Consider the following 22,801-nt stretch of genomic DNA (forward strand, 5'->3'; position numbering starts at 1 on the left):
TTTTTATTTAAAGATTTTCCTTTGCTTTAGATAAGTTGCATAATCTTTTTCAACCACTCTTTGCCCGACTGGAAAGAGCGAAATACGCACTAATTTAAAGTACATAATTCCATTTGGAATACCGATAATGGTTAGACATTGCATCACACCAACAATAATATGCGCTAAAGCTAACCACCAACCAAATAATACAAACCAAACAATATTTAACACTGCACCTAAACCATTCATTACTGAATGTTGGGGTTCTAATTCATTGACATGGATAATGTCATGTCCAAACGGCACTAAAGACAATTTAAAAATTTCCCAACAACTGCGTGTATAAGGCAAGATAACAATCAATATTGCACTTAAAAATGTGGTAATTAACCAGCCTAGCGACACAACAAAACCGCCAAAAAAGAAATTCCACAAATTGAGAATAAAATTTAACATACTATTTTAATCGCTCCGCTAAATAACCTTGATAATCAGGAATTTGAATCTCTGTCGCTTGGGTAAATAATGGTGATGAAATTAAGAAATTAGCAGAAGCTTTTGTAATTGCTGTTGGAATATTCCACACTGTCGCAATACGCATTAATGCTTTTACATCAGGATCATGAGGAGCGGCATTCATTGGATCCCAGAAGAAAATTAACACATCAATTTTTCCTTCTGCAATTAATGCACCAATTTGTTGATCACCACCCATTGGGCCGCTTAACAAACTATTAATTTTTAAACCAGTTTCTTTTTCAATTAAATGGCCTGTCGTTCCTGTTGCGACTAAATTATGTTGTAAAAGTTGTTGTTGATGTGTTTTACACCATAAAATTAAATCGTTTTTACAATGATCATGTGCGACTAAAGCAACATTTTTTTGTACTTTTAATTGACGTGTTGTTTGTTGCATAATTATCTCCTTTTTAATAAAAAGAAAAGCGGACTAGATTGCCCGCTTATTGTACCTCAAATTTAAATTAACCTTGAATGGTTATTTGCCTTGAGCCCATTTTAAGAAACGAGCTTGAGTTTCTTTATCTGCTTGTTGATACCAATATTGCAACATTTGTTCTGCAACATTTTCACCTTGTACAGTAATTTTCACTTTTGACGCTTTCACGCCTGCACCAGTTGGCATTGCAGCTGGCATACTTAATGAAACTAAATTTGGTACTGCTGCAGCACCTTTAGAAGCATTGTATTCAGCGAGATCTTCAGCAACACGTGTATCTGGGAAGATACCACTTTGTTGTAAAATATCTTGTTTAGTACTAATTTCTTGATCTGCGCTAGTTTTCACCGTAATTTTTGGATTCTTAGCGAATAGATTTGCATTGCGCATATTATCTAAACGTGGTGCAGTAATCACTAAATCTTGGTTATTACCTTGGAAAGTGACGATAATTGGGCTAGATTCAAATAAAGTTCTATCTGAACCATTCGTTACCACTTCAGATACACGTACTACCACTTGGTGAGTATTGGTATCATTAATATCGAAACTATTTTTAGATTTGGTAATGGAAGATTTTACTTTTTCACCGTCAATGGCAAGAAGGGAAATATTTGGGGTTACAGTGACTTTCGCAGCTAGCGTACTCATTGAAAGCGTTGCAGCCACACATGCCAATGCAAAACGAGATAATTTCATGTACACTCCTAGTAAAAATTACGAGCTAGTTTAAGAGGTTCTTATCCTATGCTATTTTCTATAAAAATTAAATAAAAATTTAGGAAATATTTATATGAAAACACTACAATTTATTATTTATGGACATGTACAAGGGGTAGGTTTCCGTTTCTTCACTTGGCGAGAGGCACAACGCTTAGGTTTAACTGGTTGGGTAAAAAATCAAGCTGATGGTAGTGTTGCCGTTCTAGCACAAGGTTCTGAGCAACAGCTAGAGCAATTTTCAGCTTGGTTGCAACAAGGACCTAAAACGGCAACTGTTAATTATGTAGAATCATTTAGCTTAGAAACTAAAACAATTTTTACCGATGTTCAAATTATTCACTAATATTCATCATTGGTGAAATCAATTTATGACGACGGTATTTTATCTTGCTTAAAATAACTGCACAGATAAAAAATAACGCTTGTGTTAATACAATCGTTGCGCCAGTCGCACTATCTAAATGAAAACTTAATATGATACCTAAAATAGTGGCTAATAATGCGCTACTAATGGCAATTAATAGCATTGTAGAAAAACGTTTAGTTAATAAATACGCGGTAATTCCAGGTGAAATTAACATTGCCACCACTAAAATCACACCAACAATCTGCATAGCTAATACAATCGCTAAAGACAATAATGTTAGCAATCCATAATGCAAAATTGTCGTATTTAGTCCTGCTACTTTTGCCTGAATTGGATCAAAACAATACAACAATAAATCACGCCATTTACTATAAATAATCAATAAAATAACTGCACCAACTGCTAACATTTGCCACATTTGTTGTCGATCAATTCCTAAAATATCACCAAACAAAATATGCGTTAAATGTTGTGTCGTTTCTACATAATTAAACAACACTAAACCAAAAGCAAACATACCGGAGAAAACAATCCCCATAATGGTATCTTCTTTTAAACGTGCATGATTTTTGAGAAAACCAACACTACTAGCACAAAAAATACCAGCAATAAATGCGCCTAATGTCAGTGGCAAATTAAACATAAAGGCAAGCACAATACCCGGCAAGACTGCATGAGAAATAGCATCCCCCATTAATGCCCAGCCCTTTAACACCAAATAACAGGATAATACAGCGCAAATAATCGCTATCATCAATGCAGTGATTACTGAAACCTGCACAAAAGGATAAGAAAGCGGTTCAATCAGCCAATTCAATACTACACTCATCTTACTCACCTACTTTCCTTTAACTGCATAATAGCGTTGCGTGAAAAAGCCATATTTTGGTGAAAATGCAAATACCAGCAAGAAGAGGCAAGTTTGCAAACTCACAATAATTCCGCCAGTTACACCATTAAGATAAAAACTGATATAAGCACCAACACCACTTGTAATTACGCCAAATGCAATTGCTATTTTAAGTAATGTCGCAAAACGATCTGTTAACAAATAAGCGGTTGCTCCTGGTGTTACTACCATCGCAATTACTAAAATCGCACCAACAGTTTGTAACGCAGCCACAATACATGCACTCAATAATGTGAAAAATAACACTTTTAGTGCAGTTGGATTCAATCCACTTGCTTTGGCTTGAATCTCATCAAAAAAAACGAGTAATAAATCTTTCCAAAACAGTAATAGCAACACTAGGCTAACACTCAAAATAATGACGACTTGCCAAACATCGCTATCCGCAATACCCAAAATATTTCCTAAAATAATGCTCTCTACATCTACTGATGTTGGGTTTAAGGAGATAATAAATAAACCTAATGCCAAGAAGGTGGTAAAAATAAAGCCAATAATTGCATCTTCTTTTAATGGCGTAATCGCTTTAATCAGCAAAATGGCCACTGCGGCTAAAATACCCGAAAAAAAAGCTCCAATCGCATAGGGAAGAGATAAAGCATAAGCAATGGCAACACCTGGTACTACCGAATGAGATAAAGCATCACCAATCAATGACCAACCTTTCAACATTAAATAAGCGGATAGAAATGCACAAACGCCACCAATAGCGGCACTTACCCAAATTGCCTTAAACATATAATCATACTGAAAAGGTTCAATTAATAACTGCCACATAGCTATTGCCTTTTATCCTGTTCTATTAATGTTGCTGGTGGCTCATTTTTAGTTTTACCATAGAATACTGCCGCTTTTTCATCATCAGTCAAAACAGTAACCGCACGATCATCACCATCATCATGTAATGTTTCTCCATGCAACTTGATATGACGTAACACACCACTGAATACTTTTTCCAAATTCTCTTGAGTAAATGTTGAATGTGTTGAGCCGCTAGCAATCACTGTTCGATTAATCATCACTACTTGATCACAAAAATCAGGTACACTCCCTAAATTATGAGTAGAAACTAAAATTAAACAGCCTTCTTCACGTAATTTCTGTAATAACTCAATAATTGCTACTTCTGTTTGTACATCAACACCAGTAAAAGGCTCATCTAATAGAATAATCTTACTTTGTTGTGCCAACGCCCTTGCTAAAAAAACGCGTTTTTTCTGTCCACCAGATAATTCACCAATCTGCCGATCTTTTAAATGTGCAATATCTACCCGTTGCATCGCTTGTGATACCGCTTCTTTATCGCTAGCTTTTGGCATACGTAAAAAATTCATATGTGCATAACGCCCTTGCATTACCACATCATAAACTGAAATAGGAAATTGCCAGTCCACTTCTTCACTTTGTGGTACATAAGCTACTAAATGCTGTTTTAACGCTTGTTGAACTGGAATATTACATAACTTAATACTGCCTCGTTGTGGCGTAATCAAGCCCATTATACTTTTAAATAAAGTCGATTTACCGCTACCATTTACGCCAATCAAACCACAAATCGTACCGCCTTCTAATTGAAATGACATCTGATTGATCGCAATATGCCCATTGTTATAACGAACGCTGATATTATCCACCAGCAAAGAGGCCACATTATTCATTCTCGTGAAAATCCTTTTATAACAGTATTAGTGGTAGTTGATAATAAATCTAGAAATGTTGGTACCGGTCCAGTTTTAGTAGAAAGAGAATCAACATAAAGTACACCGCCATATTTTGCGCCGGTTTCCTTTGCAACTTGTTTTGCTGGTTTATCTGAAATTGTACTCTCACTAAAAACCACTGGAATATGATGTAATTTTACTTGTTCGATTACTTTACGGATTTGTTGGGGTGATCCTTGTTGTTCCGCATTAATCGGCCATAAATATAATTCAGAAAAACCATACTCTTTTGCTAAATAGCTAAATGCCCCTTCACTCGTCACCAACCAACGTTGTTTTTCTGGGATATGTGCCAATTTTTCACGGATATTATTATCTAGTACTCGCAGTTTTTCTTGATAAATTTCTGCATTACGATTGTAATTTTCAGCATTAGCAGGATCATATTTCACCAATGCTTGACGAATATTTTCGACATAAATCATCACATTTTTCGGCGACATCCACGCATGCGGATTAGGAATACCCTTATATGGACCTTCATAAATAGAAATCGGCTCAACGCCAGCACTGACAACCACACTCGGTACTTCTTTTGGTAATGTCTTAAAAAAACGTTCAAACCATTGTTCTAAATGTAAACCATTCCATAAAATCAAATCAGCATCTTGTGTTTTAATGATATCTTTTGGTGTCGGCTGATAATTATGTATTTCTGCACCTGGCTTAGTAATTGATTCTACTATTGCGCTATCACCAGCAACATTTTGCGCAATATCTTGGATAATAGTAAATGTTGTAATTACTTTGAAAGGCTTCGCTAAACTTAACGCAGACATGGATAATAAACAAAGAAAGATTAGATATTTTTTTAGCATACTTTTTCCTCAAAGATCAAAAATAAAACGAAGTATAAGTTTAGCTCAATTATACATAAATGAGAATAATTATCAACAAATATCACTATAGACATTTTGCCGGTTTAGGTAATCCTGCTAATTTAGTGGCTTGTTTAGCCGGACCATCTGGGAATAAACGCTGTAAATAACGACTATTTCCTTTATCCTCGCCTAACTTCTGCGCCATTGCTTTAACTAGCATTCTAATTGCCGGTGATGTTTTATACTCTTGGTAAAAATCACGCACAAAATATATCACTTCCCAATGTGCTTCAGTCAATGTTAGATTCTCTTTTTCAGCAATTACTTGCGCCACTGCTGGCGACCATTCTGCACTATTTAATAGATAACCTTGTGCATCAACTTCAATTTGCTGTCCATTTAATTCAATATAATTCATAACTACCTCAATAATAACGACACCATTGTACAAAAATTCCTAGTCAAATTTATCTATTATTCTGATTATTAAGCATTAAAAAACCGCATCATTGATGCGGTTTCCATAACTGACTACTAATCAATTTATTAATCACGACTTGCAGAAAGAATATTGAGCAAGCTGACAAAAATATTATAAAGCGATACATAAATACTCACAGTAGCGCGAATATAATTAGTTTCACCACCATGAATAATATTACTCGTTTCTAATAAAATTGCGCCACTTGAGAACACAATAAATAATGCACTAATCGCTAAATGTAATGCTGGAATATTTAAGAATAAACTTGCAATAACGCCAATCACTAACACGATGAAAAGTGAAAACATCATTCCAGAAATAAATGACATATCTCTTTTTGTCGTAAGCACATACGCAGAACACGCAAAGAAAACTAGCGCAGTTCCCGCTAAAGCCATAACGACAACATCACCTAATCCTTGACTAACATATACATTTAGAATTGGCCCTAGCGTATAACCTAAGAAACCAGTAAAGGCAAAAGTTGCTAAGATGCCTAATCCACTGTTAGCTAACTTATAAGTTAAGAAAAGTAAGCCATAAAAACCGACTAACATTACAATTAATCCCGGATAAGGCAGATTTAACGCCATTGATAAGTAAGCAGTAAACGCCGAAAAAGCAATGGTTAATGCTAACAAGAAATAAGTATTACGTAATACTCGGTTGGTACTCAACACCGAAGCGGAACGTTCTCGAGTATCTACAACAATTTTAGATTGCATAGTTAAGTCTCCTAATGAACAAAATAACTGACTAACGGTAATAATTTATAGCAGCGATGTCAACAATAACACCGATAAAAAGCCTAAAAAGTGTAAAAAAACAGCATAAAGCTTAAAAAGTAAGCTATTGCATTAAAATTATCAATTTTCTATTTACTGTAAGATCAATCTATACTATATTTCACACCGCTGAAAACAACCAGTTCTGCGGAGGAATGGTCGAGTGGTTGAAGGCACCGGTCTTGAAAACCGGCGAGGATTTACGTCCTCCAAGAGTTCGAATCTCTTTTCCTCCGCCATCTTCCTTTGATAATTTCCAATCATCTTTTCCATAAGAACAATAAAAAACAAGCTATATCAATAAATTAATATAGCTTATGTAGATTTATTCTTTACTTTCCAACTCTTCTTCTAGCTCATCAGCCATTGCTGCTAATAAATCACGACAAAGTTGCGCTAAGCTACGATAAAAAGCGGTTTTTGCATGTGCTTCAATTTGCCCCAGAAAACGCCCTATACAAGGTAATAGGAAATCTTGGAACAATTGCTGTTGCGCCGATAACGAACCAGTTTGATCTTCGATCCACGAAGCAGTTAATAATAATAAAGCAATATGATCTGCATTCTCTAATTCTGGCATCGCTCGTTCTTGGCGAAATTGCACAAAATCTGCAAGCGCTACATTATAAGCGGATAATTGAAACGCTACCGATTCTTGCAAATATTGATAATCTGCAACTAATTGTTCAACAGTCCAATCAGCTTGTAAATTTGCCATCGCCACTTCACTTTGCTGATCTAATACTAAAGCCCACACAGAACGCACACCACCTTGCTTTACCCATTGTAATGCAGGTGCTAAAACAGGATCTTGTGGCTGACGATAAAGTAAATTACCAAATAAACGACAAAGCAAAGAAAAGTTATTAATTTCAATAGGTTGTTCACTCATATATTTTAACTATCTCAATAATTATCAATTAACTGTGAAGAAAGTGGCTAAGTTTACTATAATTTCCACTTTTCAATAAACTATTACAGGAGAAAAAATGAAATATATTGGTGCTCATGTTAGTGCTTCTGGTGGTGTAGAAAATACGGTACTACGTGCAGTAGAAATTAATGCCAATGCTTTTGCGCTGTTTACCAAAAACCAACGCCAATGGAAAGTGCCTGACTTAAAACAAGAAAATATCAAAAAATTTAGGGAATTATGCGAAAAGTATCACTTTTCTGCCGAGCAAATTCTACCACATGACAGCTATTTAATTAATTTAGGACATCCAACCGCTGAAGGAATAGCAAAATCTCGTGAAGCCTTTATTGATGAGATGCAACGTTGTCAACAACTTGGCTTAAAACTCCTTAATTTTCATCCCGGCAGTCATTTAAAACAAATTGATGAACAAACTTGCTTAAAACGTATTGCTGAATCTATCAATATCGCTATTGATACAGTACCCAATGTAATCGCAGTAATTGAAAATACTGCAGGGCAAGGTTCTAATTTAGGTTGGCGTTTTGAGCATTTGGCAGAAATCATCGCTAATGTTGAAAATAAAGATCGTGTCGGCGTCTGTTTAGATACTTGTCACACCTTTTCCGCTGGTTATGACATTTCTTCTCTAGAAGCCTGCGAAAACACTTTCACCCAGTTTGATAAAATTGTGGGCTTTAACTATTTACGAGGAATGCACCTCAACGGATCTAAAACACCTTTAGGCAGCCATGTTGATCGCCACGATTGTTTGCAAGCTGGTACTATTGGCACTGCAGTGTTTTCTTATATTATGAATGATTGTTGTTTTGACAACATTCCAATGATCCTTGAAACCATTAATCCTGAAATTTGGCAAGATGAAATTTCTTGGCTACGTTCGTTAGAAAAACGTTAAATTTTTCGTTTAAACTTTGAACGAACTCACAAAAATCAGCTTTAATTGCCATTAATTATTAAAATTTACTAGCCAGACCAGTACTTTTTCGGTAGGATTGTCGCCACTTGTGTGATTTTTATATTTTTACTTGTTTTTTGAGTCATGTTTTATCGAATTCTTGTACCAGTATGTTTCTTATTTTTAACGGCGTGTAGTAACCTTTCTACCACGCAAACTGCTGCTACACATTCAGATGGCGATGATCCAATTGGTGAACTTATTTTAAAAACGAATGCCACTGAACGTAAAATTATCAATAAAAAATTGAATAATTTCTATCAAGAGTGGGTTGGTGTTCGTTATAAGTTAGGTGGCACTGGTAAAAATGGTATTGATTGTTCAGCGTTTGTACAAACTGCATTCGCTGAGAAATTCCATATCAGTCTTCCTCGTAGCACATCAGAACAAAAATCCTTAGGTCGTCAAATCCAAAAAAATCAATTAAAACAAGGTGATTTAGTTTTCTTTAGAAAGAACCATCATGTTGGCATTTATTTAGGTGACGATCTCTTTATTCATTCAAGTACCAGTCAAGGCGTAACAATTAGTTCTTTAAGTGAAGACTATTGGACAAGAACTTATACCCAATCTAGACGAATCCTTGATTAATTAAGTTTTAGATAACAAAAGAATAGCACCGAGCCAGGTGCTATTCTTTTGCAAATATTATTCACTCTTCAAACTCTATTTTCTAGTTCATGCTTAGTTGCAATGGCTAAAAAATGGCTTCTATCTTTATAACTCGGATTTTCCATAATACGTTGATCAATTCTATCTAATAAATATTGCGGCAAAACTACATTTACTCGCTGCCGCTTACCGAAATAGGCTGTGATATCAATATCAACTAATAACCAAGTATCACAATAAGCAAAATCTTCTTGCTGTTTATAATACATAAAACCAAGATCCTTTATTTTCAAAAGATCTAGATTATTTTCCACCATATTTTCTATTGTTAGGTGAATAGCTTCCGTTACCATTGGAATAATATCTTCCTTATTGTCTGCTCCACTAAAACAACTATAGTCATCAGTGCATAATGCTGGAACAACTAAACCAAAAGCTTCACCATCATTTTTTGGTACTTCTACTCCGATAGTAAATAGCATATAACCTCCACATATTGATCGGCAGAGCTACAAGAGCCCTGCCGATTTTTTAATGGATCTTAAAGTACCGATTGGTAGATGTTTTTTAGGATGGGGTACAGTAAATCGCTTTCCTGTAATTGGTGATTCCCATATTTGATGATCACCTTTTCCTTGACGCACCATATAACAACCGTTATCTCTAAGTTCCTTGATTAAGTCAGATGAGTGCATGCTTCCTCCTAGTCTTAATCATGAAGAATAATACACACGCATACACACATTAGCAATAATTTTTATCAAAAGGGTTATAACAACTTAGAAAAATCACAAAAAAAATAGCACCGAGCCAGGTGCTATTCTTTTGTTACAAATCACTTATTCCGCAACCGTAAAATGTTGATGCAAATGTGCTTTTTTCTCAACATCATCAGCAATGGCTTTTGCTAAATCAGGAACACTGATATCGGCTGGTTGACCATTTTGATCAAGTAACACTTGGTTACCGCCAACTCGATATTTTCCAGTAGCAACAAAACGTGGCGGATTAACCGCAAACATTGCCGCTGGAGAAATAAATGCCCAATTTAAGGTTAAATTCGTTTTTAATTTATTTAACCATTGGCGAATCGCATCAGCAGCAGGATAAATTTCTGGTGGAAACTCTTTGGTATCAACTAATTGCAAATTCGGCGCTACATATAAACAACCTGCCCCACCAACAATCAATAGATAAGGAACTTTCGCTTGTTCTGCAGCCTGTAAAATACTCTTCATACCTTGGTTATAATCCATTACTAAATTTGGATTTTCCCAACCGCCATTAAAAGCACTCACTACCGCATCAACACCAGTTAAAGCTTTTACCAATTCACCTGAATTTACATCCATCGGCAAAGCAGTAAAATTTTCTGCTTTAGATAAACTATCTGCATGACGTGAAATACCAATAACTTGATGTCCTCTCTCGACTAACTCTGCGGTTACACCTTTACCAATTAAGCCTGTTGCGCCAATTACAGCAATTTTCATCATAAACTCCTTATTGTTGTTCTTAAAAACAGTGCTATTATGCGACTGATTTTTTAATAAATAGATGATAATTATTCAAAAGATATTTAACCATTAGTTGAAAATATGCAGAAAAACTATTATCAGCAATTAATGATTTTTCATACTATTGCTAAAACTAAGAATATCTCGGCGGCAGCACGTCAATTAGAAATTAGCGTAGCGGCAGTAAGTAAATCGCTACAAATGCTCGAACAACATTTAGGTTTAGCATTAATCCAGCGTACTACACGCAAATTAACCTTAACCGAAGCTGGTGAAAAATTAGTGCAACAAACCAGTACAGCAATTAATCAGATAGAAGATAGCCTAAATAACTTACAATCTTGGGCTAATCCGCCTGCTGGAACAGTAAGAATGACTTTATCGCAATTAGCGTTTTATTTGGTATTACAACCGCATTACGCCGAATTTTGTCAGCAATATCCACAGATTCAATTAGAATTGTCGATCGATAATGCTGTTGTGGATATCGTTGAGCAACATTTTGATTTTGGTATTCGTTTTGGTCATTCGATTGAAGAAGGCATGATCGCTCATCAATTAACAACACCAATGCAAGAAGGGCTATTTGTATCAAAAAGGTACGCCCAACAATATGGTATTCCAACTACATTGGAAGAACTATCCTCACATCCACTGATTGGTCATCGTTTTATTACCCATAATCGTATCAATCCTTTGACAGTGAATATTCAAGGTATAGAAAAACAGATTCAGATGAAGAGCCAATTAATTCTTAATGATACGGAAATGGTGCTTGACGCTATTTTGCAAGATTTTGGCATCGGTAGGATTTTTGATTTACGTTATCAGCAATTAGCGCAACGCGATCAACTGGTTCCTGTATTGCCACAATATTGGCGGCAATTTCCTGCGCTTTATCTTTATTATTTTCCACGCCAACAACAGTTAAAACGTGCTAAGGCGGTAATAGATTTTTTATTCTTGAATTGTCAAACCAAGTGCAACACTTTATCAAAATAGACCTCATAAGGTGTGTCTTCCAATTTAAACATTTACGTGGTCGGTGATTAAGTTTATCGACCGCCGCCTGTATCTTCACTTCTGAAACGGGCGTTATATCCATGCCTTTCGGAAAATACTGTCGCAATAACCCATTAGCGTTTTCATTTGTTCCCCGCTGCCAAGGCTGATGTGGCGGAGGAAAATAAAATTCAACTTCAAGCGCTGATGTCACCTGCTGATGTTTGGCAAATTCTTTTCCTCTATCGGGCGTAATGCTCTTGAGGGGTTGATTTCTCAATACTGTTTCCATCGCCTTAACCACCTCTTCCGCTTTTTTTGAAGATAACTTCGTCGCAATTAGAAAGCGACTGCGTCTATCATTCAACGTCAACAAACAGGCTTTGCCAAACTGCCCTGATACCGTATCCGCTTCCCAATCCCCCAAGCGACTTCGCTCATTGGCTTCCTGTGGGCGTTGGTTTAACTCGTGGCTAATAATAATTTTGCCTCGTTTTTCCACACTGTTTGCACGATGACGCCGCTTGCCTTTATGGCGCAGATACCGTTTAGCTGTTCTACGAGCGTTATCAAACAGGCAGTCATTTATCGCCCGATAGATTGTCGTAAAACTAATTTGATACGGGCTATTTTCTTGCTTCAATCGTTGCGAAATCTGCTCGGGCGACCAGTTATCCACGATGAACTTCTGCTTTACCAACTCAAACAAGGCGGCGTTTTTTAGCTTCTTGTTCGGCTTACACTTCGCTCGTTTCTGCTGATAACGTTGTTGAGCCAACTGGGCAGTATAGCCGCACCTTGAGCAGCGTTTTAACTCTCTTGAAATCGTGGATTTATGCCGTTTAAGTGCAACAGCAATGGCGCTAATCGTGTGTCCCAATGCGTGAAAAATCATTATCTTTTCACGCTCATCTATTGTAAGATGGCGATAAGTGTTCATAAGTTTCTGTCCTTAATTTTTTCGAAAAATAAATTATAACGGATTTCCTTATGAACACTTTTTTTATTTGTTGCACTTAGATTGTAAATTCAAGTTAGAAAAAAGGAAGATTGCTTAGAAGCTTTATCTCATAATAAGAAAGCTTAGATCAAAAATATTTTCTTAATGCTATTTCAGCTATTACTAGAATCAACAATCTTTCGCATCTGCTTTGTGACAATGAATGAATGTTTTCAAGCCATCAATATGTTCTGCAAGATCACCTTTTACTTCTCTTCCCATCGCATCTAAAATGAAATGAGCTCCCTCAACTCTTGCTAATTTTGCAGCAGGAACAAAATCACTATCCCCTGAAATTAAAATAATTTTATTCGCTAATTTTTTTAATACTACACTTGTAATATCAATACCTAATTTCATATCAACGCCTTTTTGCTTTGGTTTTAAAGAAACGTTATCTGGGTTAATTTGTGCAACATTCACTTCTCCTTTAATTAGTTTTTTAAAACTATGAACAGAATCTGTGCGAATAAAACCCCAATCTGTTTTAGTGTCTACACTTAATTCTCCCATTCGACAAGCGACATAAGGTTGATGTAACAATGCTTGATGCAAAGCAACCTTATATTTAGTGATATTACTAACAGCAAAATTGATCTCTTTTCCTGTAATAGGGTGTTGCACTTTATTCATTAACGGAGGGCAATCATAAAAATAAATACGATAAAGTTGTTCTCCATTTTTTCTATCAACATGACGAATCCAATAACGCCACATTTCTTTTGCTAATTTCTCAGGCGGTAAATTCATTTCTGGATCAATTTTAGAGGTAAATAGACGGATAAAAAAACCTGCATCAACAAAAATGGCAACTTTTCTCTTCATACAAAATCCCAAATTACAGATAATAAAAAAGCCTAAGGGTCATCTATTTCGGAATAGTGAAACGACTCGCCAAAGGCTGGATGTAATAAACATAACAAGTATGGTCATTATGTTTGTTAAATAAAGTATGACAACTTATAACGTTGTACCAACTCGTTAATCATTCTATGCAAAAATGAGGTTTAAAGCAATTTATTTGATATAAAAATTCATTTCTTACAAACAAAAAAACACCTCACGATTGAGGTGTTTTTTATACTAGATAATTAAATCAGATTAGAAATAAACACGGAAACCTACACCGATTTTGTTATCTCTTTCTTTAGCATTATCTTGGTTTTTATATTGGAATGTACCACCTTCTACATAGGTTACAACTTGTTTTGTTAACCAGTAGTCAGTACCAAGAATAAAGCCGTTCATAGTAACTTTATCATCTCCAGAACGTGGAGTTGCTTTGAAGTATTGATATTCACCATATACTTTAGCATTTTCTAAATAGTTGTATTTAACACCAACTTCTAATGCACGTAATTTGTTAGGAGCAATTGCTGCTTCACCTACACCAAATTTATCTAATGTAGCATCTTCTGCACCAGAAGCTTTATTTTCAGAATAGTCAACTGCTAATGCAAATGGACCAGAAGCTAATTCTGTACCTACTACGAAAGCATTTTCATTATAATCTTGAATTGTCGCCGTTTTATCAAAATGTTTAACTTTAGAGAAACCACCGTTTAAAGTTAAGGTTGTGTCATTAGCTACTTCAGCAGTATAGAATAATGCGCCGCCCCAACCTTTACCATTTTGTTCTTTATCTTCATATTTCTTAGCATTACCGAAGAAATAGTCTAAACCGAAGCTAAAACCATTCCATTCTGCACTACGGAATTTAGCTGCTTTATTGTCATGATTGTGAGTTTGTTTAACATCACCTAAATCATAAGTGTAATCAGAGATACCTAAATCATCTAAGTTAGTTTCTTGACGACCAAAAGTTAATGTACCTACGCTATCTTTTGCAAAACCTGCAAATAAATTGTGAGCATATGCATTTTGATCATTTTTATCATCAAAACGGAATTGAACGTTTCCTAATGCACTGAAGCCATCACCTAAATCTTGAGTAACGTTAGTAATTAAACGTGATGAACCATATTTAAGATCAGCTCTTTCATTTTTATCTTTTGCTAAAGCTAAGCGAATTTGTCCACCAAGTTCTACTTTTGTGCCATCTTGGTTATATACTACTGCTGCGTTTGCAGAAGTTGCTGCTAATGCTGCCACTGCTACTGCGACTAATGTTTTTTTCATAATCAATACCTCTTAAAAATTTTTAAGTTAAGTCCATTGAACTTTTTTTTGAAACGTAAGTCTAATAAGCTTCATTTCGAGCCAAAATCCTACGCCAACTCAACCTAGGGATCAATCCTCTCCTACCTTTTGCGATTAAAAAATAAGCAAAAAATAAACTAATAGTCTATTTTTTAAACAAAAAAGAACCTTTAGCCTTAGCTAAAGGTTCTTTCTTTATATAAATTCGACTATCAGATTAGAATAATACGCGTAAACCTACACGGAATTTATTATCTCTTTCTGAATCACCATCAAATTTGTAATTAGCAGTACCAGCTTCTACATAAGTAATTACATTCTTAGCAAATTTGTAATCAGTACCAAGAATAAATTCATTAACTTTCACTTTAGGCAAGTCACTGTTAATTGATGCTTTACGATAAATATATTCACCATAAATTGCTGCATTATCTAAATAATTATATTTAGCGCCAACTTCTAATTGTTGTAATTTATTAAACGGTAATTTAACTAGCTCATCTTCGTGTGGAGCTTTGAAACCAACACCTACTTGCTCGTCGCTAGCTTTTTGTTGAGAATAATCAATTGCGAATGCAAATGCACCAGAAGTTAATCTTGTGCCAACAATAAATGAGTTGAGTTTATGTTGATCGAAAGCAACATCTTTCCAGCTTTTATCAATTTTAGATAATTCAAACTTTCCTGCACCAACTTTTACTTGAGAGAAACCTGCGTTTAATTGTAAAGTTGTATCTTGAGCTAATTGAGCAGTATAGAATAATGAAGTACCAAATCCTGATTTAGCATTATATAAATCTTCATCTTTCTCACCAAAGAAATAATCTAAACCAAATTGGAACCCACCAAAATCCGCACTACGGAAACGAATATCTTTATTCGCTTCAGTTTGAGTTAAGTTAACGCCACCTAAATCATAGGTAAAATCAGATAAACCAACATCATCTAAGTTAGTTAATTGACGACCAAAAGTAATTTGACCTACACCATCTTTAGCAAATCCAGCATAAAGACGTTTAGCATAAGCACCACCATCTTTACCTTCATCATTACCTGGATCATTGAAACGTACTTCAACATTACCTAATGCGCTATAGCCATCACCTAAATCTTGAGTTGCTTTAAACACTAAACGTGATGAACCATATTTAAGATCAGCACGTTCATATTTATCTTTAGCTAATAATAAACGAAGTTGTCCACCAACTTCTACTTTAGTACCATCTTGGTTGTAAACCACTGCTGCGTTTGCAGATGTTGCTGCTACTGCTGCTACTGCTAGAGCGACTAATGTTTTTTTCATAATTGACACCTCTGTGTTAAGTGATGTTATTTAACAGTAAGCTATTAAATAACTGGATTATGTCGAACAACCCAAGATTGCCCAACGATTACTCATTTCGAGATGCAATTTACAACATTTCTTAATTCTGTCAATTTTTTTATGGTTTTAGGAAACTATTTAAAAAATATATATAAATCAATAATTTGAATAAAACTCCATTATTGCAACATTAATGAATGATAACATCATAAAAAATAACTTGTGAAATTACATTTATTAACACATTGAAATATATATACTTTTTTCTAAAAAACTAAATTTTCAGCTAAGAATTAGAAAGTTCCACTTTTTTTTAACCAATTTCAATATTTGTGACACATCTCACATTATTAAAAATTAATTTGTTTATTTTTTTAAACAAATTGGTTACTAAAATACTTTTTCTTTCTATTTTAGATTTCAATAAATTTGTGATCTAACTCACTTTTTTAGCGGTAATAACTATATAGTGACATTCTTTTTTAGGGATTTTCTTCTGATGAAGAACTAAACAAAAACAGCTTAAAACAAAAACAATTTTGTTACATTTTGTTATTTATTTTGTGATTGGATTTTTTATAAATATCTTTGTCTTTATTCATCTCTTGTACCTCTGTTAATTCTGTGTTAAAGCCGATGGCAAGCTATTTCATTAGAAAAAGTAACCAAAGGCTCTATTACATTTAATAGGATAAATTAATCGAGAACTGTTTTATAATCCTGTTCTTTGCGCAATCTCATCGGCAAACTTACCAATGCTGATAGCAAAGTAATAGGATTTATTCCAATCCATAATCGTTTTGAAGTTTTGTGATACTAAGAAAGCTCGCCCTGCCAAACCATTTGGTAACACTAACCACACTCTGGTTCGTTGTAATTGGGCGATTGCACGTTGTGAAAAGGCATCTTGCGGTAAGATAATTCCCAACCGTTGCCAATCTGCAAGCGATCTTGCTTTACCATTTTCTGTACCAGCAATATTTTGATCAATGATACCTGAAAGCTGTACTTCCACGCCCCAAGGCAATTGGTTATTCCAACCAACAGTCGCCAGATAATTGGCAATTGAAGCAAACGCATCATAATAATTTTGCCAAATATCAGCAATGCCATCATTATCGCCATCTCTCGCATAGCTTAAATAGGAACTCGGCATAAATTGCGTTTGTCCCATTGCACCTGCCCACGAACCTTTCATTTTTTCTCGTTCAATATGCCCTTTATCAATAATGCTTAACGCTTTGATAAATTCATTAGCAAATAGCGATTCTCGGCGCCCTTCAAAAGCTAATGTTGCCAAAACGGACAATACGTCAAAATTCCCTTGATAACGTCCAAAACTACTTTCCATACCCCATAACGCAACCAAATATTGCGGTTGTACACCAAAACGGCGACTAGCCGTTTCCACTTCTTGTCGTTGTTCCGCAAAATAACGCACTGCTAAAGCGACTTTTGTACTGGTTAATACACGATTTAGATAATTTGTAACGCCATTTGGATTCGGCTGTGATGGTGTCGAAGAACGTTTTCGTCCAGCTTGTTGCTGATCTAATTCTATGGAACGTGTAACAAATTGGATATTTTGTTGCGAGTAAACCACAGTAGGATCAACGCCTTGCGCTACCGCTTGTTGACGCAAATAATCAACATAATGATCAAAATTAGCTGGAACTCGTGATTGTGGATAATTAAAGGATACATCTTGAACTGATGTTGTTGTCGGTGCAGAACTGCCACAACCTACTAACACTAATGCACCTAAACTAATAACTGCTTTTTTTAACATTTTTTATTTTATGCTCTTTATTAAACTCTCATTTCCTATCATATTCCCAATAACACCGAAATTTTTCGTCGAATATCTTTTAACTCAGAAGGCGAAATTTTTCCTTTAAATTCAGCTTTGCGTATACGCCAATCAAGACTTTTAATTTGATCAGATAACACAACATTTTTAGGCGTGCCATTGATTGATACTTCAAAAGGATAACCTTTAATTTTTGTTGTTAAAGGACAACAAATTAGTAAATTTGTTAATTGATTATAAGATTTAGGCGTTAATACTACAGCTGGTCGGTGTCCTGCCTGTTCATGTCCAGCTTGAGGAGTAAAATTTAACCAAATAATATCACCAATATCAGGAACATAATCATTCATTACCACTCATTCCCCATTGGTTCACCCATATCAATTTCTTGGTGCAAATTATCTTCGGTAATAGCTGCCAGTAACTGTGCTAAAGACTGTTCTTCGACCGGCTCAATAATAATCTTACCATTTTCAGTTTGAATATCGACAAAACTATCTGCCTTTAACTGTAATTCTGTTAGGATAGCAGCTGGAATTCTGACCCCAACACTATTACCCCATTTTTTAATCGTTAAACGCATTGTTATCTCCTCTATTCAATAGATTAAGCTTTTAAGTTATACATTGTATAACTTTAAGCTATGTATAACAATCAACTATTGAGAAATGGTTGCAAACTATCCAATAAATTTTCTATCGGTGGCGGCATTTGTAGATAAAAACCTTGTTGTTTAATCTGCTCTAATACGGTTTGATTATCGATCTGAGCCAATTTTTTCTGCCCTAAGAGATTAAATAACATTACAAATTGCGGTTTACCAAATAGGCTTAATAAGGTTTCAGGCAAAGTAGAAAAATCATCACGTTTTTCAATATACAGATACATTCCCTCTTTTTTAGGGCTTTTATAGATTGCACATAACATCTTTTTCCACCTATTTTGCCTGTTTAAAAACGCCCCAATAATTGGCACTAACGTCATTATTTAGCCAGAAATTACCGGTTAATGGATTATAGTGATAACCTTTTAATTGTTCACAAACCAATCCAACTTGATCACAATAAGCCAATAATTCCGATGGTTTGATAAATTTCTCATAATCGTGCGTCCCTTGTGGCAGCAATTTCAACACATATTCAGCACCAATAACTACCAACGCCCATGCTTTTAGAGTGCGATTAATAGTGGACATAAATAACACACCATTTGGTTTTAATAGTTGCTGACAACTACGCACAATAGATTGCGGATCTGGCACGTGTTCCAACATCTCCATACAGGTAATCACATCAAATTTTTCCACTTGTGCTTGTTGCTGTTGTTGTAAAAAATCCTCTATGGTGATTTGCTGATAATCGATTTGTAACTGACTTTCTGCAGCATGCTGACGCGCTACTGCTAACGGCTCCGTACTCATATCAATCCCTGTTACGATGGCGCCTGCTTTAGCCAGACTTTCTGACAAAATGCCACCACCACAACCGACATCTAATACTCTTTTTCCTGCTAAACCTGCGGTATGCTGCAAAATATAATTCAAACGTAACGGATTCAATTGATGGATAGGTTTAAAATCCCCATTAGGATCCCACCAAGTTGCCGCCATTTTTTCAAATTTAGCTAATTCTTGTTGATCCACATTATCGGTACTATTGCTTGTCATTGATCGTCCTCATCATCATCTTCATCCTCTTCTACCCAACGATTCTTATCTAACAATTCATCTGCTGCAGTGACTCGCAACTTAAACTGTAATAATTGTTGTTGTAACGCTGGTGTATCATTGGAAATAGTTAATTGTTTTTGTCCCACAAAAGTAGCATTACCTAATGGACTAATCATTCCCAACATTTCGCCATTACCTACTAATAACGCTGGAGAAGTTTGGGTCGGATACAATAATGATTGTCCAAAAGTGGAAATTGGCGTTTGAATACCAAGTAAATCCATAATCGTTGGTAATAAATCATATTGCGACGCATATTGTTGTGAATGTTGAGCTGGTAAGCTGCCATCAGGCGCAAAAATCACTAATGGAATATGGAATTGTTCATCTAAATTTTCTGATGGCAACGAATTCAAAGTATGGTCAGCAGTAAAGATAAAAATAGTATTTTTATACCAAGGTTGTTGTTGTGCTCCTTGCATAAATTGTTCTAATGACCAATCCGAATAACGCAAAACATTTAAAAAGCCATTTTCATTCGCAGCATTATGCGGATAAAGGTGGAACTCTTTTCCTGCATCAGCGAAAGGTTCGTGTGTTGAACCAGTAAATAAGAAAGCAAAAAATGGTTGATCCACTGGCGTTTGGTTAATCTTGCTTAATAAAAACTGCAAACTATCATAATCCCAACCAAAATGTGGCGGTTCCTGCGGATATTGCTTAATAATTGGCACATCTTCCTTCCCATAATACTCTTGGAAACCCAAGACATTCGCAATGCTATTGACATTAAATGAACGCCGATTAGAGGTTTGCATCATAATGGTACGGTAATGCTGTTGATCGAGAATTTTGCCAATCTGACTTACACGATTAAGTTCCAAGCCAAATCCTAATGTCGGATGATTACTAAATACTGGTACTGAAGATAAGATCGCTTGAATACCGATAATACTGCGCTTACCTGCCGCATAATAGTGATCCCAAGTTTGCGACTGTGCAATCAGTTGATCCATAAATGGCGTTGCACCATAGCCACGATGTGCTAACGCATCAATATATTTGTAACTCCAACTTTCTAATAAAATTAATACGATATTCTTTCTAGTTGGTGCAATTTTAGATTGGAATATAAACGCGTCTTTTGCTGGTAAAGCTAATTGCTGTTCCGCTGGTGTTAATAAATTAAGTGGTTTTAATTGTTCTTGTGCACGCACCTGTTTTAACACTACAAAAGGCGTATTCAAGATTAAATTGGCTTGGTTAATTGAAGCAGCATCTTCATCAAAAGCATCGGCATAACTAATTGGTCGTCCTTTAATAATCATACCGCGAGCCAACCAAACACAAACCACAATAAATAAAACACTAGTGATAATTCGTATTGGTAAAGCTGGTAATTTTTCTACTGTTGTGATGTTTTTGATGACCTTATAATAAAAACTCACAATTACCAGTAATATAAAAATAGTCCCTAATATCGTATTTAACAAACGCGAACCAAACGCGACTTCAAAAATAAATGAAATATCTTCGCTAATCGCGGTCACTTCACGTCCTACATGCCGATAAACTTCACCAAAATAAGTAATATCCACCAAAGTAATAACGGTAAAACCAATAAAGACTATTAAGGCAAGATAGGCTAAACCTTTTTGTACTTTAGGAGAATAGACTAAACGGAACGGTAATGCACCGATTAATAAAATCGGTGCTAAAAAGATCGTAGTGATATTAAGATCGAAACGGATACCATAAAAAAATGCCTGTAACAGCTGACTAAACTCAATATCATCAAAAAAATAGTCAGTATAAGTAACTACGAACAATACTCTTAAAACGGCAAAAAGTACGATTGCAAATAGTAATAATCTTACAGGTAGTTTTAAATATCCCATCCCTTACCTACTCAAATAGTGATTTTGTTAATAGTTGTGCTAATTGCGTATAACCAGCTTGATTAAAATGTAAGCCATCATCGGTGAAGGATAAATCTAACTTACGATAACCATCCTGTAAGACAGTATTTGGTGCAATAAATGTCACATCCTTATCAGCAAAATATTGGCGTAATTGATGATTAAATAGATCAATTTGCGCATTGCTCGCTTCACGCTTAAACGCCATATAACTGACTTCCATCAAATAAATTCGAGTATTTGGATTAATTTGATGCAAATGGTTAATCGTTTCGTTCAACCAATAAAGCGAATCTTCTGCTTGCCAACCGAGGCGACACATTTCGTTAATTCCTAGGAAAATCAACGTATATTTTCCCAAACCTTTCACCAATTGCGGTTGTAAGATTAATTCTACATATTGCTGTGTCGTGATACCGCCAATCCCTAAATTATTGACCGGAATTTGCTTCAGCTCTTCAAGCGAAGTCCAATAATCCCATAAAGAGTGTCCAATTAAGGTGATCTCTTTTACTGTCGTAAAATCTGCCGCTTTTTCACGAATACGACGCTGTACGTTCAGTAATGACGTTTGATAACGCACTCTTAATTGCAATATTGCTTTCACTATTTCATAGTCAAAACTATCTTCAATCCATAGAGATCCTGCTTTATCCATTGTATAAGTTTCAACTTTCTGTACAGGTTCACTGTTCGCAAGGCTCAACAGATAAATAGCACCATTCTCCTGTCCTTGAGGGTTAATAGAATAGAGATAATCAGCCTGTTTTTCTGCAAATAATGCACAACTTTGCTGAATTTGTTGCGCTGATCTTAATGGTGTTTCCGGCGCTAAAATCGCGGCGCAATCATACTCATCCGCCAAGGTTTCTAACGTTTGCCACGTCGTCAATAATGAACAGTTATCTAATAATGCCTCTGGCGCACATAATTGTATTTCTACCGAATAACGGCTTAATGCATCTTGGTACTCAAGCTTATCAGTTAACACCACAATTTTATCAAAACAACCGCTCTCTAAAGCCGCTTCTATGGTATAACCTGCTACTAATTTGCCTTCAAGCATCAAGACATTTTTACTAGGCACATCTTCTGCCACAACAAAACGGACGGGAATCAAGGCAACACGTTTCATCTTTAAT

The 22,801-nt window shown here is 35.5% G+C and carries 27 protein-coding genes, 1 tRNA gene and 1 pseudogene; 5 read left to right on the forward strand and 24 right to left on the reverse strand.

Annotation, left to right across the window (positions count from 1 at the left end):
- Nucleotides 1-3: 3 nt before the first annotated feature.
- The 3 genes from NYR30_RS07005 to NYR30_RS07015 form a co-directional block, all read right to left on the reverse strand.
- Nucleotides 4-438 carry a YccF domain-containing protein gene (locus NYR30_RS07005; protein WP_302500334.1) on the reverse strand — a complete coding sequence of 145 codons (435 nt, stop codon included), beginning with the start codon at nt 436-438 and terminating at the stop codon, nt 4-6.
- Nucleotide 439: 1 nt separating this feature from the next.
- Nucleotides 440-898 (reverse strand): methylglyoxal synthase, encoded by a 459-nt coding sequence (locus tag NYR30_RS07010; protein WP_066112548.1) that lies wholly within the window; start codon nt 896-898, stop codon nt 440-442.
- Nucleotides 899-979: 81 nt separating this feature from the next.
- Nucleotides 980-1,639, reverse strand: a complete 660-nt coding sequence (locus tag NYR30_RS07015) for a curli polymerization inhibitor CsgI-related protein (RefSeq protein WP_066112550.1) — start codon at nt 1,637-1,639, stop codon at nt 980-982.
- A gap of 94 nt (nt 1,640-1,733) precedes the next feature.
- Between NYR30_RS07015 and NYR30_RS07020 the strand changes: the two genes are divergently transcribed.
- Complete coding sequence (locus tag NYR30_RS07020) at nt 1,734-2,006, forward strand: acylphosphatase (RefSeq protein WP_066112553.1); 273 nt, start codon at nt 1,734-1,736, stop codon at nt 2,004-2,006.
- On the opposite strand, the gene NYR30_RS07025 is transcribed toward NYR30_RS07020, so the two are convergent.
- The 6 genes from NYR30_RS07025 to NYR30_RS07050 form a co-directional block, all read right to left on the reverse strand.
- Nucleotides 1,996-2,859, reverse strand: a complete 864-nt coding sequence (locus NYR30_RS07025) for a metal ABC transporter permease (RefSeq protein WP_066112557.1) — start codon at nt 2,857-2,859, stop codon at nt 1,996-1,998. The genes NYR30_RS07020 and NYR30_RS07025 overlap by 11 nt on opposite strands.
- 9 nt (nt 2,860-2,868) lie before the next feature.
- On the reverse strand, nt 2,869-3,717 hold the full coding sequence (locus NYR30_RS07030; protein WP_066112560.1) for a metal ABC transporter permease: 849 nt from the start codon (nt 3,715-3,717) through the stop codon (nt 2,869-2,871).
- Between the two features lie 2 nt (nt 3,718-3,719).
- Entirely contained in the window at nt 3,720-4,598 is an 879-nt protein-coding gene (locus NYR30_RS07035) for an ATP-binding cassette domain-containing protein (protein WP_066108310.1), read from the reverse strand.
- Nucleotides 4,595-5,440, reverse strand: a complete 846-nt coding sequence (locus NYR30_RS07040; protein ID WP_414146318.1) for a metal ABC transporter substrate-binding protein — start codon at nt 5,438-5,440, stop codon at nt 4,595-4,597. Before NYR30_RS07040 ends, NYR30_RS07035 begins: the two co-directional genes overlap by 4 nt.
- Nucleotides 5,441-5,564: 124 nt before the next feature.
- On the reverse strand, nt 5,565-5,900 hold the full coding sequence (locus NYR30_RS07045) for a TusE/DsrC/DsvC family sulfur relay protein (protein ID WP_066112564.1): 336 nt from the start codon (nt 5,898-5,900) through the stop codon (nt 5,565-5,567).
- Between the two features lie 128 nt (nt 5,901-6,028).
- Nucleotides 6,029-6,691 carry a Bax inhibitor-1 family protein gene (locus NYR30_RS07050; RefSeq protein WP_066422250.1) on the reverse strand — a complete coding sequence of 221 codons (663 nt, stop codon included), beginning with the start codon at nt 6,689-6,691 and terminating at the stop codon, nt 6,029-6,031.
- Nucleotides 6,692-6,900: 209 nt separating this feature from the next.
- Here NYR30_RS07050 and NYR30_RS07055 point away from each other — a divergent pair.
- Nucleotides 6,901-6,990, forward strand: a tRNA-Ser gene (locus NYR30_RS07055).
- 86 nt (nt 6,991-7,076) lie between these two features.
- Here the strand turns inward: NYR30_RS07055 and NYR30_RS07060 are convergent.
- Nucleotides 7,077-7,643: a TorD/DmsD family molecular chaperone gene (locus NYR30_RS07060; protein ID WP_066422251.1), complete on the reverse strand. Its 567-nt coding sequence runs from the start codon at nt 7,641-7,643 to the stop codon at nt 7,077-7,079.
- 97 nt (nt 7,644-7,740) lie between these two features.
- On the opposite strand from NYR30_RS07060, the gene nfo reads away from it, so the two are divergent.
- Together nfo and NYR30_RS07070 are read left to right on the forward strand one after the other, a co-directional pair.
- Nucleotides 7,741-8,586 (forward strand): deoxyribonuclease IV, encoded by an 846-nt coding sequence (gene nfo / locus NYR30_RS07065; protein WP_066422252.1) that lies wholly within the window; start codon nt 7,741-7,743, stop codon nt 8,584-8,586.
- A gap of 144 nt (nt 8,587-8,730) precedes the next feature.
- Complete coding sequence (locus NYR30_RS07070) at nt 8,731-9,237, forward strand: NlpC/P60 family protein (RefSeq protein ID WP_066112574.1); 507 nt, start codon at nt 8,731-8,733, stop codon at nt 9,235-9,237.
- A 68-nt stretch (nt 9,238-9,305) separates the two neighbouring features.
- On the opposite strand, the gene NYR30_RS07075 is transcribed toward NYR30_RS07070, so the two are convergent.
- The 3 genes from NYR30_RS07075 to NYR30_RS07085 all read right to left on the reverse strand — a co-directional run bounded on the left by NYR30_RS07075 (nt 9,306) and on the right by NYR30_RS07085 (nt 10,754).
- Nucleotides 9,306-9,740, reverse strand: coding sequence for a type II toxin-antitoxin system HicB family antitoxin (locus NYR30_RS07075; protein ID WP_066108332.1), 435 nt, complete (start codon nt 9,738-9,740; stop codon nt 9,306-9,308).
- Nucleotides 9,741-9,767: 27 nt separating this feature from the next.
- Nucleotides 9,768-9,953 carry a type II toxin-antitoxin system HicA family toxin gene (locus NYR30_RS07080; protein WP_066422253.1) on the reverse strand — a complete coding sequence of 62 codons (186 nt, stop codon included), beginning with the start codon at nt 9,951-9,953 and terminating at the stop codon, nt 9,768-9,770.
- Between the two features lie 144 nt (nt 9,954-10,097).
- On the reverse strand, nt 10,098-10,754 hold the full coding sequence (locus tag NYR30_RS07085) for an NAD(P)-dependent oxidoreductase (RefSeq protein ID WP_231923857.1): 657 nt from the start codon (nt 10,752-10,754) through the stop codon (nt 10,098-10,100).
- Nucleotides 10,755-10,856: 102 nt separating this feature from the next.
- Here NYR30_RS07085 and NYR30_RS07090 point away from each other — a divergent pair, with 102 nt between their 5' ends.
- The gene (locus NYR30_RS07090; RefSeq protein ID WP_066422255.1) at nt 10,857-11,777 is read left to right on the forward strand and encodes a LysR family transcriptional regulator; all 921 of its coding nucleotides are present in this window, start codon (nt 10,857-10,859) and stop codon (nt 11,775-11,777) included.
- On the opposite strand, the pseudogene NYR30_RS07095 reads toward NYR30_RS07090, so the two are convergent.
- From NYR30_RS07095 to NYR30_RS07145, 11 genes and pseudogenes are all read right to left on the reverse strand, one after another.
- Nucleotides 11,747-12,717, reverse strand: a pseudogene (locus tag NYR30_RS07095) (IS30 family transposase). The gene NYR30_RS07090 and the pseudogene NYR30_RS07095 sit on opposite strands and share 31 nt — an antisense overlap.
- A gap of 189 nt (nt 12,718-12,906) precedes the next feature.
- Entirely contained in the window at nt 12,907-13,602 is a 696-nt protein-coding gene (locus NYR30_RS07100; protein WP_066422273.1) for an NYN domain-containing protein, read from the reverse strand.
- Nucleotides 13,603-13,878: 276 nt separating this feature from the next.
- Nucleotides 13,879-14,916, reverse strand: coding sequence for a porin (locus tag NYR30_RS07105; RefSeq protein WP_302500335.1), 1,038 nt, complete (start codon nt 14,914-14,916; stop codon nt 13,879-13,881).
- Nucleotides 14,917-15,154: 238 nt separating this feature from the next.
- Nucleotides 15,155-16,240 (reverse strand): porin, encoded by a 1,086-nt coding sequence (locus NYR30_RS07110; RefSeq protein ID WP_302500336.1) that lies wholly within the window; start codon nt 16,238-16,240, stop codon nt 15,155-15,157.
- Between the two features lie 733 nt (nt 16,241-16,973).
- On the reverse strand, nt 16,974-18,050 hold the full coding sequence (locus NYR30_RS07115; protein WP_066422270.1) for a lytic murein transglycosylase: 1,077 nt from the start codon (nt 18,048-18,050) through the stop codon (nt 16,974-16,976).
- A gap of 38 nt (nt 18,051-18,088) precedes the next feature.
- A complete protein-coding gene (gene mazF / locus NYR30_RS07120; protein WP_066112589.1) occupies nt 18,089-18,421 on the reverse strand; it encodes an endoribonuclease MazF in 333 nt (110 codons plus the stop codon).
- Nucleotides 18,421-18,654, reverse strand: a complete 234-nt coding sequence (locus NYR30_RS07125) for an AbrB/MazE/SpoVT family DNA-binding domain-containing protein (protein WP_066112592.1) — start codon at nt 18,652-18,654, stop codon at nt 18,421-18,423. The genes mazF and NYR30_RS07125 overlap by 1 nt, the downstream gene beginning before the upstream one ends.
- A 71-nt stretch (nt 18,655-18,725) precedes the next feature.
- Complete coding sequence (locus NYR30_RS07130) at nt 18,726-18,998, reverse strand: YcgL domain-containing protein (RefSeq protein WP_066422269.1); 273 nt, start codon at nt 18,996-18,998, stop codon at nt 18,726-18,728.
- Nucleotides 18,999-19,008: 10 nt separating this feature from the next.
- Nucleotides 19,009-19,737 (reverse strand): bifunctional 2-polyprenyl-6-hydroxyphenol methylase/3-demethylubiquinol 3-O-methyltransferase UbiG, encoded by a 729-nt coding sequence (gene ubiG, locus NYR30_RS07135; protein ID WP_302500337.1) that lies wholly within the window; start codon nt 19,735-19,737, stop codon nt 19,009-19,011.
- On the reverse strand, nt 19,734-21,638 hold the full coding sequence (locus tag NYR30_RS07140; protein WP_302500338.1) for an LTA synthase family protein: 1,905 nt from the start codon (nt 21,636-21,638) through the stop codon (nt 19,734-19,736). The genes ubiG and NYR30_RS07140 overlap by 4 nt, the downstream gene beginning before the upstream one ends.
- A gap of 7 nt (nt 21,639-21,645) precedes the next feature.
- Nucleotides 21,646-22,794, reverse strand: coding sequence for a GDSL-type esterase/lipase family protein (locus NYR30_RS07145; RefSeq protein ID WP_302500339.1), 1,149 nt, complete (start codon nt 22,792-22,794; stop codon nt 21,646-21,648).
- Nucleotides 22,795-22,801 lie beyond the last annotated feature (7 nt).

The sequence above is a fragment of the Gallibacterium salpingitidis genome (genome assembly GCF_030517105.1).
In the GTDB taxonomy this organism is placed as follows: Bacteria; Pseudomonadota; Gammaproteobacteria; order Enterobacterales; family Pasteurellaceae; genus Gallibacterium; species Gallibacterium salpingitidis.

Coding starts and splice junctions, on each gene's coding strand:
- NYR30_RS07005 (WP_302500334.1), bottom strand. CDS start 438: ATGTTAAATTTTATTCTCAATTTGTGGAATTTCTTTTTTGGCGGTTTT.
- NYR30_RS07010 (WP_066112548.1), bottom strand. CDS start 898: ATGCAACAAACAACACGTCAATTAAAAGTACAAAAAAATGTTGCTTTA.
- NYR30_RS07015 (WP_066112550.1), bottom strand. CDS start 1,639: ATGAAATTATCTCGTTTTGCATTGGCATGTGTGGCTGCAACGCTTTCA.
- NYR30_RS07020 (WP_066112553.1), top strand. CDS start 1,734: ATGAAAACACTACAATTTATTATTTATGGACATGTACAAGGGGTAGGT.
- NYR30_RS07025 (WP_066112557.1), bottom strand. CDS start 2,859: ATGAGTGTAGTATTGAATTGGCTGATTGAACCGCTTTCTTATCCTTTT.
- NYR30_RS07030 (WP_066112560.1), bottom strand. CDS start 3,717: ATGTGGCAGTTATTAATTGAACCTTTTCAGTATGATTATATGTTTAAG.
- NYR30_RS07035 (WP_066108310.1), bottom strand. CDS start 4,598: ATGAATAATGTGGCCTCTTTGCTGGTGGATAATATCAGCGTTCGTTAT.
- NYR30_RS07040 (WP_414146318.1), bottom strand. CDS start 5,440: ATGTCTGCGTTAAGTTTAGCGAAGCCTTTCAAAGTAATTACAACATTT.
- NYR30_RS07045 (WP_066112564.1), bottom strand. CDS start 5,900: ATGAATTATATTGAATTAAATGGACAGCAAATTGAAGTTGATGCACAA.
- NYR30_RS07050 (WP_066422250.1), bottom strand. CDS start 6,691: ATGCAATCTAAAATTGTTGTAGATACTCGAGAACGTTCCGCTTCGGTG.
- NYR30_RS07060 (WP_066422251.1), bottom strand. CDS start 7,643: ATGAGTGAACAACCTATTGAAATTAATAACTTTTCTTTGCTTTGTCGT.
- nfo (WP_066422252.1), top strand. CDS start 7,741: ATGAAATATATTGGTGCTCATGTTAGTGCTTCTGGTGGTGTAGAAAAT.
- NYR30_RS07070 (WP_066112574.1), top strand. CDS start 8,731: ATGTTTTATCGAATTCTTGTACCAGTATGTTTCTTATTTTTAACGGCG.
- NYR30_RS07075 (WP_066108332.1), bottom strand. CDS start 9,740: ATGCTATTTACTATCGGAGTAGAAGTACCAAAAAATGATGGTGAAGCT.
- NYR30_RS07080 (WP_066422253.1), bottom strand. CDS start 9,953: ATGCACTCATCTGACTTAATCAAGGAACTTAGAGATAACGGTTGTTAT.
- NYR30_RS07085 (WP_231923857.1), bottom strand. CDS start 10,754: ATGATGAAAATTGCTGTAATTGGCGCAACAGGCTTAATTGGTAAAGGT.
- NYR30_RS07090 (WP_066422255.1), top strand. CDS start 10,857: ATGCAGAAAAACTATTATCAGCAATTAATGATTTTTCATACTATTGCT.
- NYR30_RS07100 (WP_066422273.1), bottom strand. CDS start 13,602: ATGAAGAGAAAAGTTGCCATTTTTGTTGATGCAGGTTTTTTTATCCGT.
- NYR30_RS07105 (WP_302500335.1), bottom strand. CDS start 14,916: ATGAAAAAAACATTAGTCGCAGTAGCAGTGGCAGCATTAGCAGCAACT.
- NYR30_RS07110 (WP_302500336.1), bottom strand. CDS start 16,240: ATGAAAAAAACATTAGTCGCTCTAGCAGTAGCAGCAGTAGCAGCAACA.
- NYR30_RS07115 (WP_066422270.1), bottom strand. CDS start 18,050: ATGTTAAAAAAAGCAGTTATTAGTTTAGGTGCATTAGTGTTAGTAGGT.
- mazF (WP_066112589.1), bottom strand. CDS start 18,421: ATGAATGATTATGTTCCTGATATTGGTGATATTATTTGGTTAAATTTT.
- NYR30_RS07125 (WP_066112592.1), bottom strand. CDS start 18,654: ATGCGTTTAACGATTAAAAAATGGGGTAATAGTGTTGGGGTCAGAATT.
- NYR30_RS07130 (WP_066422269.1), bottom strand. CDS start 18,998: ATGTTATGTGCAATCTATAAAAGCCCTAAAAAAGAGGGAATGTATCTG.
- ubiG (WP_302500337.1), bottom strand. CDS start 19,737: ATGACAAGCAATAGTACCGATAATGTGGATCAACAAGAATTAGCTAAA.
- NYR30_RS07140 (WP_302500338.1), bottom strand. CDS start 21,638: ATGGGATATTTAAAACTACCTGTAAGATTATTACTATTTGCAATCGTA.
- NYR30_RS07145 (WP_302500339.1), bottom strand. CDS start 22,794: ATGAAACGTGTTGCCTTGATTCCCGTCCGTTTTGTTGTGGCAGAAGAT.